This window comes from Rossellomorea sp. ABR4_012, from assembly GCF_056159545.1.
Genome location: NZ_JBSWVK010000010.1, coordinates 18,927 through 35,529, shown reverse-complemented (window position 1 = coordinate 35,529; position 16,603 = coordinate 18,927). Strand labels below are relative to the sequence as shown.

Here is a 16,603-nt window from a genome sequence, read left to right as displayed (position 1 = left end):
GCCTTCCCGGCCAATTCATCTTATGCTTGTCGGGGCTAAGCGAGCCGCCTCCGCTTTTGTATTAAGTAGCGGGTCTGTTTTCGCCTTCCAGTTTAGGGTTTCCTTTTGATGCTTTTGTTTGGTGCTTGTTGGAATCGGTCGGTTGTTTTGAGTTTTTGTTATTTTGTGTTTTCATATGAACACCTCCGCTACTATTATTTGAGCTTTGACTTGTTTTATTCAACTGTCGAAAAATAAAAGGGCGGTTGTCCTAAATTCACTTTCTTTGACGAAACGCTTCTAGTTTTGTCAGGGGGGAGGTAAAGGTTAATTAAAGGAGAATACTTTATGTAAATCCAAAAAAGCCGGGAGGAAGAAGAATGCTTCCAAAACAAAATATTATGTTGAAACTAGCCGAAATTGAAGAAAGCTTAAATCAGCTTGAGCAAAGTGTGTATGATCGTATTTCAATGGAGGAAAAGGTTGAGGAATCAAAACTGGCTAACAAAATTGAAGATCTTGAGGGGAAACTAACTACAATGGAAAGCAGGGCGGAAACATTCATAAATAGGAGGGAACATTCATTTCTTGCTCAAAAGCTTGAATTATCATATAAGACGTCATAAACTTACTATTATAAGTAGCAGCTTTGCTACTTATTATTTTTTTCTATCCTTGCCTGGAGGTTTAATATGGAACAGTTAATATTTGTGACTGAAGAGTTGCTAGCATTGATCGATAATATGATGAACGAATATAAAAAAAGGCGGGAAACCGGAGAAAAAGGTGACTTCTATGATGAAGTAAAACCGTTTGCTGATAAAGTCAAAGAATGGAATGACAAGTGGAAGGAGCTCTCACTTGATTGGATCAAAGCAGATCGGCCAAAACATCTTCACCTACCGCAGGTCATGAATACATACGATAATATTGAAATGCTTTCCGTACACTGTTTCTTTCCTGAGTCCAGTTATAACCGCTTTATCAGTCATCATCAATCTGTTAGCTACGTGTTGAAAACTATTCTTGATGAGTTAAATGATTAAATAAAGGGCTTCCCCGCGGAAGCCCTTCAACATGATTTCATTTTTTACAGAGTGGGAACTGCACGATCACAGCTTTTATTTATTTGCCTTACAAGTTCCTTGTAGTTATGCAGAGAAATTTCATTTGAAATATATAGTTTTTTTGTCAATGTAAGAAGCTCCAGTCCATCGGCTGTCTGATACTGCTTCTGATTCTCGTACTTCTGTAACAATTCACTAAAGTTCATACTCATTCCTCCCAATACAGTCAATTTAAGGCAGGCAACCTTTATCATTATCCTAACATAGAAAGCCCTTTCTTTAAGTTGTTAGAATAGTGTAACTTCCGACATTTTTTGAGGTTTTGTCGAAAGAAAACTTTGGGTTCTTTCACCATGTGACCCAATATTTCATACTGTGTAGTAACCGTAATAATGTAAGGGGGCTTAGTATGAATTCATATCGTTATCGTCACCGCTATCAGAATCATTATCCTTATCCATATCCCTACCCGGCCACTCATAATATGGGTCAAATGGTAAATTACCAAATGCAGGGGGAAGCTCAGTATTTTTCTGCGCCTTTCCATTATTCACATGAACCCGTGCGCCCTAACACCCAAATGAACCAAGCAGGTTATACGAATCCATATTTTGAAAATCCTCTTCAACATGAAGAATATAATCCTTATCAAATGAAGGCGATGCAGCAACAGGCATATGCGAATCCTTATCCGAAAGCATCATTCATGGCGAAAAAGTCAAATTCTGGAATGGGCACCATCATGAACTCGTTCAAGTCCCAGGATGGTTCATTTGACTTCAATAAAGTGATGAATACGGCTGGTCAGATGATGGGAACAGTGAATCAAGTGTCTTCACTCGTAAAAGGTCTCGGAGGAATGTTTAAGCTATAAGAATATGAAACAAGAGCAGCTGGGTCCCAGCTGCTCTTATTCTTGTGCACCGTCTAAAGTCGCTTTAAACCGGTATCGCATTATTCAATGTTGATTTTTCTGCCGGATTGTTTTTCCACTTTTATTTGTAGTAAACCGTCCTTATACGAAGCTTTTACGTCTTTTTCATTTACCACGTTTGGAAATGGGATGGTGCGGCTGCTTCTATTCATCGATTGTTTTCTTTTGATTACTTGATTCTTTTCATTTTCCTCGGAATAGAGTTCCATATTCGAAATCGTAATCGTGACAAAGTTAGGGAATACCTCCAGATTTATTTGTTCTTTTTTTACACCGGGAAGTTCGGCGGTTATCAGGTAATAATCTTCATGGTCTTTAAAATCAACAGGAAAGGAATTGAAAGGATTTGAGGCAGATGTGAAAAAATCATCAATACTCTGCAGCATTCCCCTCATCGGCTTTTCGTGAAAAAATTCATTCATTGAATGCATCAGGTCTCCAAAACCTTTTTTCTTGGATGAATCATTTGAAAAATGGCTGTTCATGGATGGTATCTCCTTTCGGGACAGATCTGTTCATATTAATGTATGAACACTTCAAGCAAGTGTGCCTATTTCATTGTTGTTTAAAAATTTGTGAGGGAGGAAAAATATAAGGGAAATCCACAAAGGGGGACAAGGTTATGGAAAAGCAGCATGTAGGAGGATTTGATTTAGCTTTCCAAGATCGCGGTGAAGGTGAAGAGACAGTTATACTTCTTCATGGTTTTTGCGGGAGTTCTGCCTATTGGCAGGAGGTAGTTCCTTTACTGGATACATCCCGTGTCATCACAATTGATCTTAGGGGCCATGGTCAATCAGGGATAAGTGATTCTGGATTCAGCATAGAGGATATGGCAAAAGATATTCATTATTTTATGGATCAGAAGCAGTTGGATAATGTCTATCTATTCGGTCATTCTTTAGGGGGATATGTGACTCTGGCCGTTGCGGAATTATATGGTGAGAAGCTAAAAGGGTACGGGCTCATTCATTCCACGGCTCTTGCTGACAGTGATGAAGCAAAGGAAAACCGATTGAAGTCGATTGAAGTCATCAAAGAAGACGGACTAAACACATTCGTAAATGACCTGGCACCTAAGCTGTTCAACCCCGACAAGTTGGATGAACTGAAGGATGAAATCCAGCTTACTAAAGATATTGGATATGAAACCAGCCCGGTCGGAGCGATTGAAACCCTTAAGGCAATGAGAAACAGAATAGATCGTTCCAATATAGTGAAGAACAGCAGAATCCCCGTACTGCTTGTAGCTGGGGAACATGACCAAATCATTCCGAAAGAAAAAGTCTTCCAGGAAGAATCATCTCATACGGACACTAAAGTCCTCACACAATCCGGCCATATGGGATTATTTGAAGAACCTGAACAGCTTGCTTATGCGCTCAAAGAATTTATTAATAAGAAATGAAGATTTATTCGGTCCGGCGAAACTATCGCCGGATTTTTTTATTTTTACATTCGAACATAGATTCGATAAAATGGTTTTAGAGGTGAAGAAGATGTTCAGGAAGAATAACCTTCAGGAATTAATTGAGCAATTCAAGAAAGACGAACAATTCAATAAACAAATCATACATTGGCATACAATAGATGAAAAAACTGCAAAACTTACTGATATTCCGGAAGAGATTGACGAACGGATAAGAAAAGCTTTAAAAGGAAAAGGAATTGAAAAGCTATATAGCCACCAGCACGATGCATTTCAGCTGGCAATGAAAGGAAAGAGTTTTACTGCCGTGACACCTACTGCTTCCGGTAAAACATTGTGCTACAACCTGCCCGTTTTACAGACGGTCATGAAGGACCCAAATGCCAGGGCATTATATATTTTTCCGACAAAAGCGCTTGCTCAGGACCAGAAGAGCGAGCTGAATGAAATAATCTCTGAAGCTGGTGCGTCCATCAATAGTTATACATACGATGGGGATACTTCCGCTAATATCAGGCAAAAGGTCAGAAAAGCTGGACATATCGTGATCACCAATCCCGATATGCTTCACTCCGCTATCCTCCCTCATCATACAAAATGGGTATCTTTATTTGAGAACCTAAAATATGTGATCATCGATGAACTTCATATTTATAGGGGGGTATTTGGTTCGCATGTGAGCAATGTCATCAGGAGGCTCAAAAGAATTTGCGAGTTTTATGGTGCCTCCCCTGTGTTCATTTGTACCTCGGCAACCATTGCTAACCCAAAAGAATTATCAGAACACCTTACAGGTTCGGAGATGGAGCTGATTGATAATAACGGGGCTCCGAGTGCGAAAAAGCATTTTGTTTTTTATAACCCCCCGATCGTCAATAAACCTCTAAACATAAGAAGAAGTGCAACACTTGAAGTGAGGAGGATCGCAGGAGAGCTGTTAAGGAATAAAATCCAAACCATCGTATTCGCCCGCAGCCGTGTAAGAGTCGAGATTATCCTCACCTATTTACAAGAGCTCGTAAAGGGTCAATTAGGTGCTAAATCAATTCGCGGCTACAGGGGCGGTTACCTTCCAACCCAGAGACGAGAAATTGAGAAGGGGCTGCGTTCAGGAGAGATTTACGGGGTAGTCAGCACCAATGCGCTTGAATTGGGTGTGGATATCGGTCAGCTGCAGGTGTGTATCATGACTGGGTATCCGGGGACAATTGCAAGTGCCTGGCAGCAGGCAGGGAGAGCCGGCAGGAGACATGGTGAATCACTTGTTATCATGGTGGCGAGTTCCAGTCCGTTGGATCAGTTCATCATCGATCACCCTGACTACTTCTTTGATCAAACACCTGAAACAGCAAGAATCAATCCTGATAACTTAATTATCCTGATTGATCATCTTAAATGTGCCGCATATGAACTTCCTTTTAAAGACGGTGAACAATTCGGTTCTCATGAGGTGGAGGATATTCTTGAATTTCTGGCAGAAGAGAAGCTTCTTCATAAGAATGGGGATAAATGGTATTGGATGAATGATGTGTTTCCTGCCCATAATATCAGCCTTCGTTCCGCTTCCCAGGAAAATGTGATCATTATTGATCAAACCGATATTGCAGCTGTAAAAGTCATCGGGGAAATGGATCGGTTTTCTGCCATGACCCTGCTGCACGATGAAGCCATATATTTGCATCAGGGAATTCAGTATCAGGTAGAGAAGTTGGACTGGGAAGAAAAGAAAGCCTTTGTCCGGGAAGTGGATGTTGATTACTTTACCGATGCTAATTTAGCTGTTCAGCTCCGTGTTTTAGAGACGGACAAGGACCGGAATGCGGGCTCTTGTGAAATAGCTTATGGTGATGTTACAGTCCAGGCAATGGCCACGATTTTCAAGAAAATCAAGTTTGATACTCATGAAAACATCGGTTCCGGGCCGATTCATCTTCCCGAGGAAGAACTTCATACCAGCTCCAGCTGGATATCACTAAGTGACAGTTCTTCTTTCACGCAAGAACGTTTAGAAGAAGGATTAATCGGAGCTGCGCAAAGCTTGAATTCCATCATTCCCCTTTATGTGATGTGCGACCCGAGTGATATTTTTGTTGTGCCTCAGGTCAAAGCGGCCCATAATGATAAACCGACCATCTTTATTTATGACAGATATCCAGGCGGGATCGGCTTAAGTGAAAAAGTATATGAGCAAATTGAACAGGTTCTTTCAGAAACACGAAAGTTGATTGAAAGCTGTCCGTGTCAAACCGGTTGTCCATCGTGTATAGGGACGGAACATTCCATGAAAACGGCAAAAGCGGACACATTAAAATTGCTTGCATTATTCCATGGTGAAGAAGAGGAGGGAGAAATTGTCTCTTAAAAACAAACTGAACAGAATGAAAAAACACATTGTCAGGGAAGATGCAGAGAACGAAAGGAATACGGTAAAATCGATTGATATTTCCAATACTGACCTTCCTCATAAAGAAACCTGGAAAGAACATGGGACTACTACTTACTTTGTCGATGATGATTTTTGCCTGGTAAGGGAGAAGAGATACCCTCTTCACCATCAGCATGGCAAATATAAATTCGAAGATCTTTTGAAATCAGTCTCAGCCTGGCAGGAATTTAACGGCACCCATCCATTGTCCTCCAAGGGACTTGCGCCCGAGGACCTGTTTTTCTTTGATACAGAAACAACGGGACTCGGAGGGGGGGTCGGCAATACGATTTTTTTGCTTGGACATGGAAGGGTTGTGGGAAATGAATTGATTGTCACGCAACATTTTCTTCCACAGCCCGGAAGTGAAATTCCCCTCTATCACAGTTTTTTGAAGACGGTAGATTACAATACTCTTGTAACGTATAACGGCAAAGCATTTGACTGGCCGCAGGTCAAGACCAGGCACACACTCATCAAAGAGCACGTTCCGAAGCTTCCGTCATTTGGGCATTTTGATTTATTCCATGGATCCAGAAGACTTTTCAAACATAAAATGGAGTCGGTGAAATTAATCAACGTGGAAGGGAAAATCCTTGATTTTGAGAGAGTGGATGATGTGCCCGGGTATCTTGCGCCGATGATTTATTTTGATTTCATAGAGAGAAGGGATCCGGTAGGTATTTTAAGAGTGATGGAACATAATGAGCTGGATATCCTTTCATTGATCACATTATATACGCATATAACCTTTCAGCTGCTGGAGATTTCGAAATCATCCACAGAGCAGGAAACATTCGAAGCGGGCAGATGGCTCGAGTATACGGGTAATGCGAATATGGCGAAAGAACGCTTTGAACATATTGTGAATCATAGAGGGGAACAGCACTATGAATCCGTACATCATCTTGCTTTAAGTTATAAAAAAGATAAGGATTTCGATAAGGCGGCCGAACTATGGGAGGGGATCGACAACGATTGTCCCTTCGAGATTAAAGTGGCCGTCCTTGAAGAATTGGCGAAAATCTATGAACATAAAAGAAAGGACTATGATAAGGCATTGGAGAAATGCCTCGAACTCGAGGAGCTTCTTAATAAAATCGATTTTAATCAGAGGAAGAAGGCCAAGTCACAGGAGCAGCTTTATGCCCGGATCAATCGTGTGTGTTCAAAGAGAGACAGGAAGAAATTGACTTGATTTCAAGCACTTACTTGAATCTAGTAAAATAACGTAAATTTATGGTCCATTCTCCTTATTTATATATTGAGAATTTTCACAAGTAGTTGTAAAATGAATAATTGTGTGGAAATTATTTATATTTAGATAGGATGATGAAAATGAACCGTGCGATCTTAATTTTATTCTTTGTCGTCATTGGTTTAACGGCGTTTTTCTTTTCGAATTACTCTGAGACTTTATATAGCTTCATGTAATGGGAGTGACTGATCAACCTTTTCCAAAATTGATTCCAATCTCCATATTTAAAAATAGGTATTTTCATTAGTACATGTTCTCCACCCCTTTCATAGGCTATTAATGTATCAATAACATGATGAAAGGAGAACATGACTATGTTTTGTAGACCAAGACCCAGTAAAGTGCTTCCAGCAGTTATGCACCCTGCAAAAAATTGTGTAAACCAGACTTTCACTACCTATGAGGTGCCGCATATTCACCCACAGCATACAACTACAGTAAACAATATCCAATATCAGCACAAACACTACTTCCCTCAAACTCAATCAGCAGTTGACAGCGTGACGAACCAGCAGTTTAACTGCGGGGGTGGCCCGGGAGGACCCGGTGGACCTGGATTCGGCCCTGGAGGACCCGGTGGACCTGGATTCGGCCCTGGCGGACCAGGAGGACCAGGAGGACCAGGAGGACCAGGGTTTGGCCCGCGCCCCCGACCGCCTTTCGGACTTTACTAATTAGTAAGGATATACTTGATATTAAGGGATATCGGGTGACTTCCAGATTCTTCAAGAAGGCTTTTTCACGAATCTCAGTGGAAAATAAAGCTGGATGAGGTGGAGGAATCTAATGGAGTCACCCTCCTTCTTTTCTCTAAGTCAGATGATATGTATGGACTGTTTCGAAACTCCTCTGTGAATCCCCATATGTAATTCTCGAATATAACAAGACCCCTGCATTTCTTGATAGTGAAAAGAACGTTTGATTAAAATGTGCTACAATAGAGTATAAAGAATAGGGCAGACTATAAATGTCCTTTGCTTTCTTATCATGATCCTAAGTAAAGGAGTTTTGCTTTTTGAGCAAGGTTGCATGCTTAACAGGTTATAAATCCTTTGAGCTGGGAATATTCAAACAAGACGATAAAGCCATTCATTACATAAAACAGGCATTGAAGAAAGAGCTGCTTTCATTGCTGGAAGAAGACTTGGAATGGGTAACGATCAGTGGTCAGCTTGGAGTGGAATTATGGGGAGCTGAAGTGGTTTTCGAGCTTCAAGAAGAATATCCCGAACTTAAACTCGCAGTACTCACACCCTTTATTAACCAGGAAGAAAACTGGAACGAAAATAATAAAGAATACTATGAAATGATTCTGTCCCAGGCAGATTTTGTAGACTCAGTGTCGAAAGAACCATATAAAAGTCCTCAGCAGTTTAAAAACCGAAATTTTTTATTTCTTAATAAGAGTCAATATCTCGTTATTTTGTACGATGAAGAAAAGGAAGGTTCTCCAAAATATTTTTATCAGGAAGCAAGAAAGTATCAGGAGAGGAATCCTCACTTCGAAATCAGGGCAATTTCATTTAATGATCTGCAATGGGTAGTGGAAGAAGAACAATGGAAAAATGAATAGCTGATAATATTGAATGAAACGTATATACATTATACGATCTATGCTCTCATTAAAATTATTTGACAAAATGAAGGTAATTTGAAAAAATGAAAAAGATAAATATAGAGGTGAATGCGATGATCTCAGATAAAGTGAAATTAACAGCTAAAGATATTCTGGAAAAAGAATTCAAAAGCGGAATGAGAGGCTACAAGCCTGAAGATGTAGATAAATTCCTTGATTTGATTATTAAAGACTATGAAACCTTTCATCAGGAAATAGAAGAACTTCAACAGGAAAACCTGCGCTTGAAGAAGCAGGTTGAAGGTGCCAGCAAGCGTCCTGCAGCCCAGCCTCAAGCATCAGGCACAACCAATTTCGATATTCTTAAACGATTATCGAATCTTGAAAAACATGTGTTCGGAAATAAGCTTTACGATTGATATCTGTTGATATTCATGTCTTTAATGACATTTATTACCAGTTGAAATGATTGAGATATTACTTTATAATTAGTAATTGCTGATCCTTAATAGCGTTTGGGTAATCGCTGCAGCTTACTGCTGTAGAGGAAAGTCCATGCTCGCACGGTGCTGAGATGCCCGTAGTGTTCGTGCCTAGCCAATTCATAAGCTAGGGCAGCTCAAAATGAGTTGACGGCAGGGAAAATACCTAAGTCCTTCCGGATATGGTATGACTACCTTGAAAGTGCCACAGTGACGAAGTCCTGTTAGAAATGGCAGGAGTGGAACGAGGTAAACCCCACGAGCGAGAAACCCAAATTTGGTAGGGGAACCCTTTCGGAGGAAACGAACGAAGAAAGGGACAAAGGTATTTCCTTTGTAGATAGATGATTACCACCTGAGTACGAGATGAAAAGTCGCTTGCAGTACAAAGGAACAAAACATGGCTTACAGAGCGCTATTTCTGGAGAAGACAATCATTTTTTGACTACAAACCCAAGTGACTGATACATTCAGGTAATACATTACCTTTGGTATCAGTCCTTTTTATTTTTTGTTTTTACATATGGCTCTTTCGAATAAAAAACGGAAACAGCACTATTAAAGAAGGCGGCCTATTTTTCACATGAAATTGACCATAATAATATAGAGAATAAAGACGGACGAGGTGCATTAGATGGGTACATATACATTAATTGCGACTGCTGCTATGGGGCTGGAGGCAATTGTAGCAAGAGAAGTGAAGGACTTGGGATATGAATGCGAAGTGGAAAATGGAAAAGTCATTTTCAAAGGAGACGAAACGGCAATTGCGAGAGCGAATATGTGGCTTCGTACTGCTGACCGGATCAAAATACTGGTAGGGGAATTCAAGGCTTATTCCTTTGATGAGCTGTTTGAAAACACCAAAAAACTTCCCTGGGAAAGTTACTTGCCGGAAGATGCTGAATTTCCTGTTCAAGGGAAGTCTGTCAAATCAAAGCTTTACAGCGTTCCTGATTGTCAGGCAATCGTGAAGAAAGCCATTGTAGAAAAATTAAGGAAAGCGTATAAGCGCACATCTTGGCTGGATGAAACAGGCCCGCTGTATAAAATTGAAGTTGCCCTTCATAAAGACACAGCCAGCATTACATTGGATACAAGCGGGCAGGGCCTACACAAAAGGGGTTACAGAATCGGCCAGGGTGAGGCTCCTCTTAAAGAGACACTTGCTGCAGCACTTATTAAATTGACAACTTGGAATCCGGAACGCCCTTTCCTCGATCCTTTCTGCGGTTCGGGTACGATACCCATTGAAGCAGCCCTCATTGGACAAAACATCGCTCCTGGTTTCAATCGGGAATTTTTATCAGAAAACTGGTCCTTCATTTCAGATGATATCTGGGATAAAACCCGTATGGAAGCCGAAGATCTCGCGAATTATGACCAGCCGCTTGAGATAATCGGAACTGATATCGACCACAGGATGGTGAATGTTTCGAAAGAAAATGCGCTGGAGGCAGGACTGGGAGACCTGGTGAAATTCAAACAGATGCAAGTGAAAGATTTTGTTACGGACCTTGAGTACGGAGTAGTCGTTGGTAATCCTCCTTATGGAGAAAGACTGGGGGAAAGACCAGAGGTTGAAAAGATGTATAAAGATATGGGACAGGCATTCGAAAAACTTGATACCTGGTCTGTATATATGCTGACTTCACATGAAGATTTTGAACAGTTTTACGGTAAACCTGCCACGAAGAAGCGGAAGCTCTTTAACGGCTTCATCCGGACGGATTACTATCAATATTGGGGACCTCGCCCTCCGAGGAAAGATAAGAATGAATCATAAACAGCAACAATATAAATGAGAAATAGAATATTTCCATCTCTCCCTGCGTATAATAGTGCTATCATTTTTAGGGGAGTGAATAGGGGATGGAACATTCTCTAACGGATTATCAAAAAATTTATCAGGCATTGGAAGGTTCCTTATCATCCATTTCCATGGATGATGATGGCACTAAAACCATACATGAAACCTTGATGAATGCAAAGGTCAATCTAAATAAAGCATTTCAATACGAACTGCTTAGACAAAATAGAATTTACGATTAAAACCAGGGACACTCCATACAAATGGCAATATCCCCTTTGTATGAAGTGTTTCTTTTTTTTGTCCGGATATTTGGGTTCTGGAATAGTGATTATTTTCTAATTTATAGATTTATAGTACAGCGGGATGCAGGAGGTCAATATGAAAAGGAAATTACCCTTTAATTTATCGAAAGATCAATCCTTTTACGAAGCACTTTCAGATTGGGTCGGAGATGTATTTTACGATATCTTACCCGAAAAGGGGTTCGATCTTCGTGATGAGCAAGTATTTATGGCGTTTCAATTAAACCAGGCGTACAAACAGAAACAAGTCATGTTTGCAGAAGCCGGTGTGGGTACAGGTAAGACACTGGTTTATCTATTGTATGCATTGTCCTACGCCCGGTATACAGGCAAGCCTGCCATCATCGCATGTGCAGATGAAACACTGATTGAACAACTTGTGAAAAAAGACGGTGACATCCAAAAGCTTGAGCAGGCACTTGAATTGAATATAGATGTCAGATTAGCTAAATCAAGAGAACAATATCTTTGTATTAAAAAGCTGGAGGAAAATCTGCCGATGAACGAAACCTTCCATGAAATTTGGGAGGGGCTGCCCGCTTTCGTCCACGAAACCAATTCAATGAACAAATTCACCCACTATGGTGATCGCAAGGAGTACGCTGGTTTGCCAGATGATGAATGGACTGAAATCGGCTGGGATTCAATGCAGGATTGCATGTCATGCGTCTACCGCCACCGGTGCGGACAAACTCTTAATAGAGAATATTATAGAAACTCTGCTGACCTGATTGTTTGTTCCCATGACTTTTATATGGAACATATTTGGACGAAGGACTCCCGTAAAAGGGAAGGACAGCTGCCGCTGTTACCGGAAGCAAGTTCGGTCGTTTTTGACGAAGGGCATTTATTGGAGTTTGCCTCCCAGAAGGCGATGACCTATCGCATGAGAATGGAAACGTTGGAAGGCCTGCTTGAAAGATTGTCCGCATCTGACATGAGGGAAACGACACTATATCAGATTGAAGATATTATGCTCGCGAATGAAAAATGGTTTGAGTTATTAGAGAAAGAAGCGAGGTCTGAAAGCGGTACGGTTCGCCAATATATCACTCGTTCTTCTGAGGTATTGGAACAGGGAAGGCTTTTAACGGACAGCATTGAAAATCTTTTGAATGAACTTGTGTTCGAATCGGAAATGTATGTAATGGATGATTATTTATTAAAGGTAGTTGAGGAATATCTGGAACAGATTCAGTATTCGATAAAGCTATTCCTTGAAGATGAAAAAGGAATATACTGGCTCGAGGCTTCGGAGGACGAGCATACATTCGTCGTCATGCCGAGACTGGTGGAAGAAATACTACGAACGAAAGTGTTCTCCCAAAATATTCCTTTCATCTTTTCATCTGCTACGTTATCATATAATCGTGATTTTTCATACGTTGCACAGTCACTCGGAATTGAAAAATTCGAAAAATTCTCGGTTGAGTCCCCATACGATTACGATGAAATGATGAAAGTGTTTGTACCTGAAAACCTTTCCGGAAATGAAGTGAAATTCCGATATGCATGGGAGCAATTGAAACAAAATAAAGGGAAGTCTCTTTTATTATTCTCATCAAAGGAAGAAATGAACGAGTTCAGGGACTTTTATCTAAGCAATTCCAATCAAGAATGGAAGGTAATCTTTGAAGGGGACAAAGAAATCAGTTATACAGTTGAAGAATTTCAGGATGACCACACGTCAGTATTATGCTCTTACCATTTATGGGAGGGCCTTGATGTACCAGGGGAATCCCTTACACAGGTAGTGATCGCATCGCTTCCCTTCCCTCCTAAAGACCCTGTTTTCGATGCAAAACGAAAGCATGCCGGGAACTCTGAGGAAGAAGTGGATATTCCATACATGCTTCTTCGTATGAGACAGGGAATCGGACGTTTGATCCGGACAAGTGAAGATCACGGCAAGATCCATATATTATTAAATGAACAAGAGTCTTCATATAGTAAACTTGTTAAATCAATTCTTCCTGTCCAAGTGGATACGATGAAGGTCTGAGCTGATGAGAGCCGTCCATAAAGGCGGCTCTTTTTTTATGATTCTTTATAGAAGTATTTGTCAGAAAAATATGATAAAATAGAGGGGATGTTTATTAAGGGGGCTTATAGATGAGAGAAGAATTAGTAGAAATGAAAGACAATTTTCTAGATTATGCCAAAAAAATGACAGGGTATAATGAAGCACTTGGATTGATGTTCTGGGATTTAAGGACAGGTGCTCCCAAAAATGGAGTGGAACAGCGCTCAGAAGTTATCGGAATGCTGTCATCCGAATTATTTGCGATGTCCACTTCCAATGAAATGGCGGCTTACCTTGCGAAGCTTTCGCCAGAGAAAGATCAGCTTGATGAACTGACGCAAAAATTACTTGAAGAATGCCAGAAGGAATACGACCGGAATAAAAAAATCCCGGCTTCTGAATACAGGGAATACGTTGTTTTGCAATCCAAAGCAGAAAATGTTTGGGAAGACGCAAAGTCCAAAGCGGATTTTGAAATGTTTCAGCCTTATTTGGAACAACTCGTATCCTATACGAAGCGATTCATAGATTATTGGGGTTATGAAAAGAATAAATATGATACTCTTCTGGATATGTATGAACCGGGTGTAACGGTAGAAGTTCTGGACAAGGTATTCGGTGAATTGAGAGACAAGATCGTACCGTTAGTACATAAAATTTCAGAATCTGAAAACAAACCGCATACTGATTTTCTTTTCGAACACTTCTCAAAAGAGAAACAAAAGGAATTCAGTTTAAAAATCCTGGAGCAAATGGGATATGATTTCAACTCGGGAAGACTGGATGAAACCGTTCATCCATTTGCAATCGGATTAAATCCGGGGGATGTAAGGGTAACAACCAAGTACGATGAAAGTGATTGGAGAACGGCTGTATTCGGGACGATTCACGAAGGGGGACATGCCCTATATGAACAGAACATCTCGAAAAAATTGATCGGTACTCCTTTATGCTCAGGAACGTCAATGGGAATTCACGAATCACAGTCTTTGTTTTATGAAAATTTTGTAGGAAGAAATTATTCTTTTTGGAAACAAAATTATGAACTGCTTAAACAACATGCTGACGGACAGTTCGACTCAGTGGATATTCACCAATTCTACAAAGCGATCAATGAATCAAAGCCGTCATTGATAAGGATTGAAGCAGATGAACTAACCTATGCGTTACATATCATCATTCGCTACGAAATTGAAAAAGGTTTGTTCAACGATGAAATCGAGGTGAAGGATCTGCCTCAGATCTGGGATCAAAAGTATGAAGAATACCTTGGGATCAAACCTTCTCATAATGGTGAAGGAGTCCTTCAGGATGTTCATTGGGCAGGAGGCAGCTTCGGGTACTTCCCTTCATATGCACTTGGATATATGTATGCGGCCCAATTCAGAAAAGCGATGGAAAAAGATATTCCTGATTTTGATGACCTTCTGGAAAAAGGCGATCTTACCCTTATTAAAGAATGGTTGACAGACCATGTGCATCAATGGGGCAAAATGAAGAAGCCGCTGGAAATCCTTAATGAGGTGACAGGGGAAGGGTTGAATGCTTCCCATCTGGCAGATTATTTAATTGAAAAGTATTCGGAAGTATATTCACTTTAATAATAATGAAAGACCGCTTCTGTATTATAGAAGCGGTCTGTTTTATGAGCTTATCTTTTGATTTTACCAGACTCTGAATCCTTTTGAAGGCGGAGGACCATTCTGGAACATATCCATAAATGGAACTGTATACGCTACAAGGATGAGAGCAGCAAGGACTGTGAGCCAGATTTTCCAATTTTCAAGAACCATCGGTGTTTTTTCTGCACCGTCTGCTACTTCACCAATTGGGAACTCCTCTTCTCCCTTCGGTGCAAAGAATGCCAGGTTAATGAAGATGTATATGACGAGAATGATTCCGATAAAGAGAATCGTACCTCCGATCGCTTGTGCAACCTGATAAGGAATCCAGTCAAGTGCCTGTGGTGCATCCCCATAAGTAGAGAAGGAAGAACGTCTTGGTGCACCTAATAAACCTACTGCATGCATTGCGCCGGACATGATACCCATTCCGACTGACCATACGATGGCCTGAACGATGGCCATTTTATTCATTGCTTTCGTCAAGACCCGACCTGTCAAGTGAGGGACAAGCCAATAAGAAATCCCAAAGAACGTTAACACCACTGAGGTTGCCAGTGTCAAGTGAAAGTGGCCGGTAACCCAGATGGTATTGTGGACGACCTGGTTCATCTGATTGGAAGCATTGATCAATCCGCCAGCACCTGCAGGGATAAATGCAACCATACCTATAAATGGCACCGTAAATCTGGCATCTCCCCAAGGGAGCTTCTTGAACCAGCCGAATAATCCATAGCCGCCTTTTGAGCGTCCATACATTTCAAAGGTAGCAAATAAGGAGAATGCAGTCATTAAGGAAGGTATGACAACCATAAATGTGAGAACGACTTGTAAAAACTTCCAAAAAGCATCAATTCCCGGTTCTACCAGCTGATGGTGAAAGCCGACAGGTATAGAGAATAAAAGAAACAACACAAATGATAATCTTGCAAGTGAATCAGAGAAAATCTTTCCTCCGATGATCTTCGGAATGATGACATACCATGCCATATAGGCCGGCAATAACCAGAAATAAACAAGTGGATGGCCGAAATACCAGAATAAAGTCCTGCTGATAAGGACGTCAACTCTTTCAACCAGGCCCAGAGACCATGGGAGGAGCTGGAATAAAACGGTTCCTGCCACTCCTAAAGTAGCAACGATCCATAGAACCATATTGATAATAGCCATGAATGTCAGGAGTGGACTGGATTCGCCAGGGTTCTGTTTACGCCACTGTACATATTTCATGATCATAGCTGCTCCACCTAACCAGCTGCCGACTACCACGAAGGTCAATCCCAGATAAAAGATCCAATGAGCTTTAAGAGGCGCATAAAAAGTATAAAGTACGGTCGCTTCGTTTAGCAGAATCATCACAGCTGCCATTGCTGTCCCAAGCAGCATTATCCAGAAGCCAAGCCAGCCTAATAGACGGGAAGTACCTGAATAAGTGCCTGAGGTTCTTGATATAGCAGCATGTTGAAAACCTAAAATAAAGAATGTGGTCAATACAAGCCCAAGTAATACCCCATGTACGGTAAGTACTTGATAATACCCGATTCCTGCAGGTAAAGTAAAACTTCCAGAACGGACCAAAACTTGTAATAAACCTGCCAGTCCTCCAAGTGCCAATGCGATAAATCCTACATAGATATGTGCCATCGCAAGCTTTCCGTCTCTCGTGTCAATTTTGATAAAACGTTCAGACATT

The 16,603-nt window shown here is 40.9% G+C and carries 16 protein-coding genes and 1 other RNA gene; 14 read left to right on the top strand and 3 right to left on the bottom strand.

The features are described from left to right. Nucleotides 1-359: 359 nt before the first annotated feature. A complete protein-coding gene (locus tag ACXAFV_RS22505; RefSeq protein WP_475129796.1) occupies nucleotides 360-605 on the top strand; it encodes a hypothetical protein in 246 nt (81 codons plus the stop codon). Between the two features lie 66 nt (nucleotides 606-671). Further along, nucleotides 672-1,025 carry a YppE family protein gene (locus ACXAFV_RS22500; protein ID WP_475129795.1) on the top strand — a complete coding sequence of 118 codons (354 nt, stop codon included), beginning with the start codon at nucleotides 672-674 and terminating at the stop codon, nucleotides 1,023-1,025. Between the two features lie 44 nt (nucleotides 1,026-1,069). Here the strand turns inward: ACXAFV_RS22500 and yppF are convergent, their stop codons facing one another. Beyond that, the gene (yppF, locus tag ACXAFV_RS22495) at nucleotides 1,070-1,252 is read right to left on the bottom strand and encodes a YppF family protein (protein WP_475129793.1); all 183 of its coding nucleotides are present in this window, start codon (nucleotides 1,250-1,252) and stop codon (nucleotides 1,070-1,072) included. A gap of 203 nt (nucleotides 1,253-1,455) precedes the next feature. Here yppF and ACXAFV_RS22490 point away from each other — a divergent pair, with 203 nt between their 5' ends. Next, nucleotides 1,456-1,920, top strand: a complete 465-nt coding sequence (locus ACXAFV_RS22490) for a YppG family protein (RefSeq protein WP_475129791.1) — start codon at nucleotides 1,456-1,458, stop codon at nucleotides 1,918-1,920. Nucleotides 1,921-2,000: 80 nt separating this feature from the next. Here ACXAFV_RS22490 and ACXAFV_RS22485 read toward each other — a convergent pair whose 3' ends face one another. Continuing rightward, a complete protein-coding gene (locus tag ACXAFV_RS22485; protein WP_475129789.1) occupies nucleotides 2,001-2,465 on the bottom strand; it encodes an Hsp20/alpha crystallin family protein in 465 nt (154 codons plus the stop codon). 137 nt (nucleotides 2,466-2,602) lie between these two features. On the opposite strand from ACXAFV_RS22485, the gene ACXAFV_RS22480 reads away from it, so the two are divergent. From ACXAFV_RS22480 to ACXAFV_RS22430, 11 genes are all read left to right on the top strand, one after another. After that, on the top strand, nucleotides 2,603-3,388 hold the full coding sequence (locus tag ACXAFV_RS22480; protein WP_475129788.1) for an alpha/beta fold hydrolase: 786 nt from the start codon (nucleotides 2,603-2,605) through the stop codon (nucleotides 3,386-3,388). Between the two features lie 91 nt (nucleotides 3,389-3,479). Beyond that, nucleotides 3,480-5,771, top strand: a complete 2,292-nt coding sequence (locus ACXAFV_RS22475; protein WP_475129786.1) for a DEAD/DEAH box helicase — start codon at nucleotides 3,480-3,482, stop codon at nucleotides 5,769-5,771. Further along, a complete protein-coding gene (locus ACXAFV_RS22470) occupies nucleotides 5,761-7,032 on the top strand; it encodes a ribonuclease H-like domain-containing protein (RefSeq protein ID WP_475129785.1) in 1,272 nt (423 codons plus the stop codon). Before ACXAFV_RS22475 ends, ACXAFV_RS22470 begins: the two co-directional genes overlap by 11 nt. A gap of 374 nt (nucleotides 7,033-7,406) precedes the next feature. After that, a complete protein-coding gene (locus ACXAFV_RS22465; protein ID WP_475129783.1) occupies nucleotides 7,407-7,766 on the top strand; it encodes a CotD family spore coat protein in 360 nt (119 codons plus the stop codon). A gap of 341 nt (nucleotides 7,767-8,107) precedes the next feature. Continuing rightward, a complete protein-coding gene (locus ACXAFV_RS22460) occupies nucleotides 8,108-8,665 on the top strand; it encodes an SLOG family protein (protein ID WP_475129782.1) in 558 nt (185 codons plus the stop codon). Between the two features lie 116 nt (nucleotides 8,666-8,781). Further along, nucleotides 8,782-9,087, top strand: coding sequence for a cell division regulator GpsB (gene gpsB, locus ACXAFV_RS22455; protein ID WP_175991615.1), 306 nt, complete (start codon nucleotides 8,782-8,784; stop codon nucleotides 9,085-9,087). 92 nt (nucleotides 9,088-9,179) lie between these two features. Next, nucleotides 9,180-9,563, top strand: an RNA gene (gene rnpB, locus ACXAFV_RS22450) — RNase P RNA component class B. A 221-nt stretch (nucleotides 9,564-9,784) separates the two neighbouring features. Further along, entirely contained in the window at nucleotides 9,785-10,936 is a 1,152-nt protein-coding gene (locus ACXAFV_RS22445) for a THUMP domain-containing class I SAM-dependent RNA methyltransferase (protein ID WP_475129780.1), read from the top strand. An 86-nt stretch (nucleotides 10,937-11,022) separates the two neighbouring features. Further along, complete coding sequence (locus ACXAFV_RS22440) at nucleotides 11,023-11,202, top strand: hypothetical protein (protein WP_475129776.1); 180 nt, start codon at nucleotides 11,023-11,025, stop codon at nucleotides 11,200-11,202. A 139-nt stretch (nucleotides 11,203-11,341) separates the two neighbouring features. Continuing rightward, entirely contained in the window at nucleotides 11,342-13,267 is a 1,926-nt protein-coding gene (locus ACXAFV_RS22435; RefSeq protein ID WP_475129774.1) for an ATP-dependent DNA helicase, read from the top strand. Nucleotides 13,268-13,377: 110 nt separating this feature from the next. Beyond that, on the top strand, nucleotides 13,378-14,889 hold the full coding sequence (locus ACXAFV_RS22430; protein WP_475129773.1) for a carboxypeptidase M32: 1,512 nt from the start codon (nucleotides 13,378-13,380) through the stop codon (nucleotides 14,887-14,889). A gap of 63 nt (nucleotides 14,890-14,952) precedes the next feature. Here ACXAFV_RS22430 and ACXAFV_RS22425 read toward each other — a convergent pair whose 3' ends face one another. Further along, nucleotides 14,953-16,602 (bottom strand): b(o/a)3-type cytochrome-c oxidase subunit 1, encoded by a 1,650-nt coding sequence (locus tag ACXAFV_RS22425; RefSeq protein WP_475129771.1) that lies wholly within the window; start codon nucleotides 16,600-16,602, stop codon nucleotides 14,953-14,955. Nucleotide 16,603: the final 1 nt, after the last annotated feature.

Bases quoted from the DNA above. Each gene is read 5' to 3' on its own strand.
- gpsB (WP_175991615.1), top strand. From the start codon at position 8,782: ATGATCTCAGATAAAGTGAAATTAACAGCTAAAGATATTCTGGAAAAA.
- ACXAFV_RS22505 (WP_475129796.1), top strand. From the start codon at position 360: ATGCTTCCAAAACAAAATATTATGTTGAAACTAGCCGAAATTGAAGAA.
- ACXAFV_RS22425 (WP_475129771.1), bottom strand. From the start codon at position 16,602: ATGTCTGAACGTTTTATCAAAATTGACACGAGAGACGGAAAGCTTGCG.
- ACXAFV_RS22435 (WP_475129774.1), top strand. From the start codon at position 11,342: ATGAAAAGGAAATTACCCTTTAATTTATCGAAAGATCAATCCTTTTAC.
- yppF (WP_475129793.1), bottom strand. From the start codon at position 1,252: ATGAACTTTAGTGAATTGTTACAGAAGTACGAGAATCAGAAGCAGTAT.
- ACXAFV_RS22475 (WP_475129786.1), top strand. From the start codon at position 3,480: ATGTTCAGGAAGAATAACCTTCAGGAATTAATTGAGCAATTCAAGAAA.
- ACXAFV_RS22445 (WP_475129780.1), top strand. From the start codon at position 9,785: ATGGGTACATATACATTAATTGCGACTGCTGCTATGGGGCTGGAGGCA.
- ACXAFV_RS22490 (WP_475129791.1), top strand. From the start codon at position 1,456: ATGAATTCATATCGTTATCGTCACCGCTATCAGAATCATTATCCTTAT.
- ACXAFV_RS22500 (WP_475129795.1), top strand. From the start codon at position 672: ATGGAACAGTTAATATTTGTGACTGAAGAGTTGCTAGCATTGATCGAT.
- ACXAFV_RS22465 (WP_475129783.1), top strand. From the start codon at position 7,407: ATGTTTTGTAGACCAAGACCCAGTAAAGTGCTTCCAGCAGTTATGCAC.
- ACXAFV_RS22440 (WP_475129776.1), top strand. From the start codon at position 11,023: ATGGAACATTCTCTAACGGATTATCAAAAAATTTATCAGGCATTGGAA.
- ACXAFV_RS22430 (WP_475129773.1), top strand. From the start codon at position 13,378: ATGAGAGAAGAATTAGTAGAAATGAAAGACAATTTTCTAGATTATGCC.
- ACXAFV_RS22485 (WP_475129789.1), bottom strand. From the start codon at position 2,465: ATGAACAGCCATTTTTCAAATGATTCATCCAAGAAAAAAGGTTTTGGA.
- ACXAFV_RS22480 (WP_475129788.1), top strand. From the start codon at position 2,603: ATGGAAAAGCAGCATGTAGGAGGATTTGATTTAGCTTTCCAAGATCGC.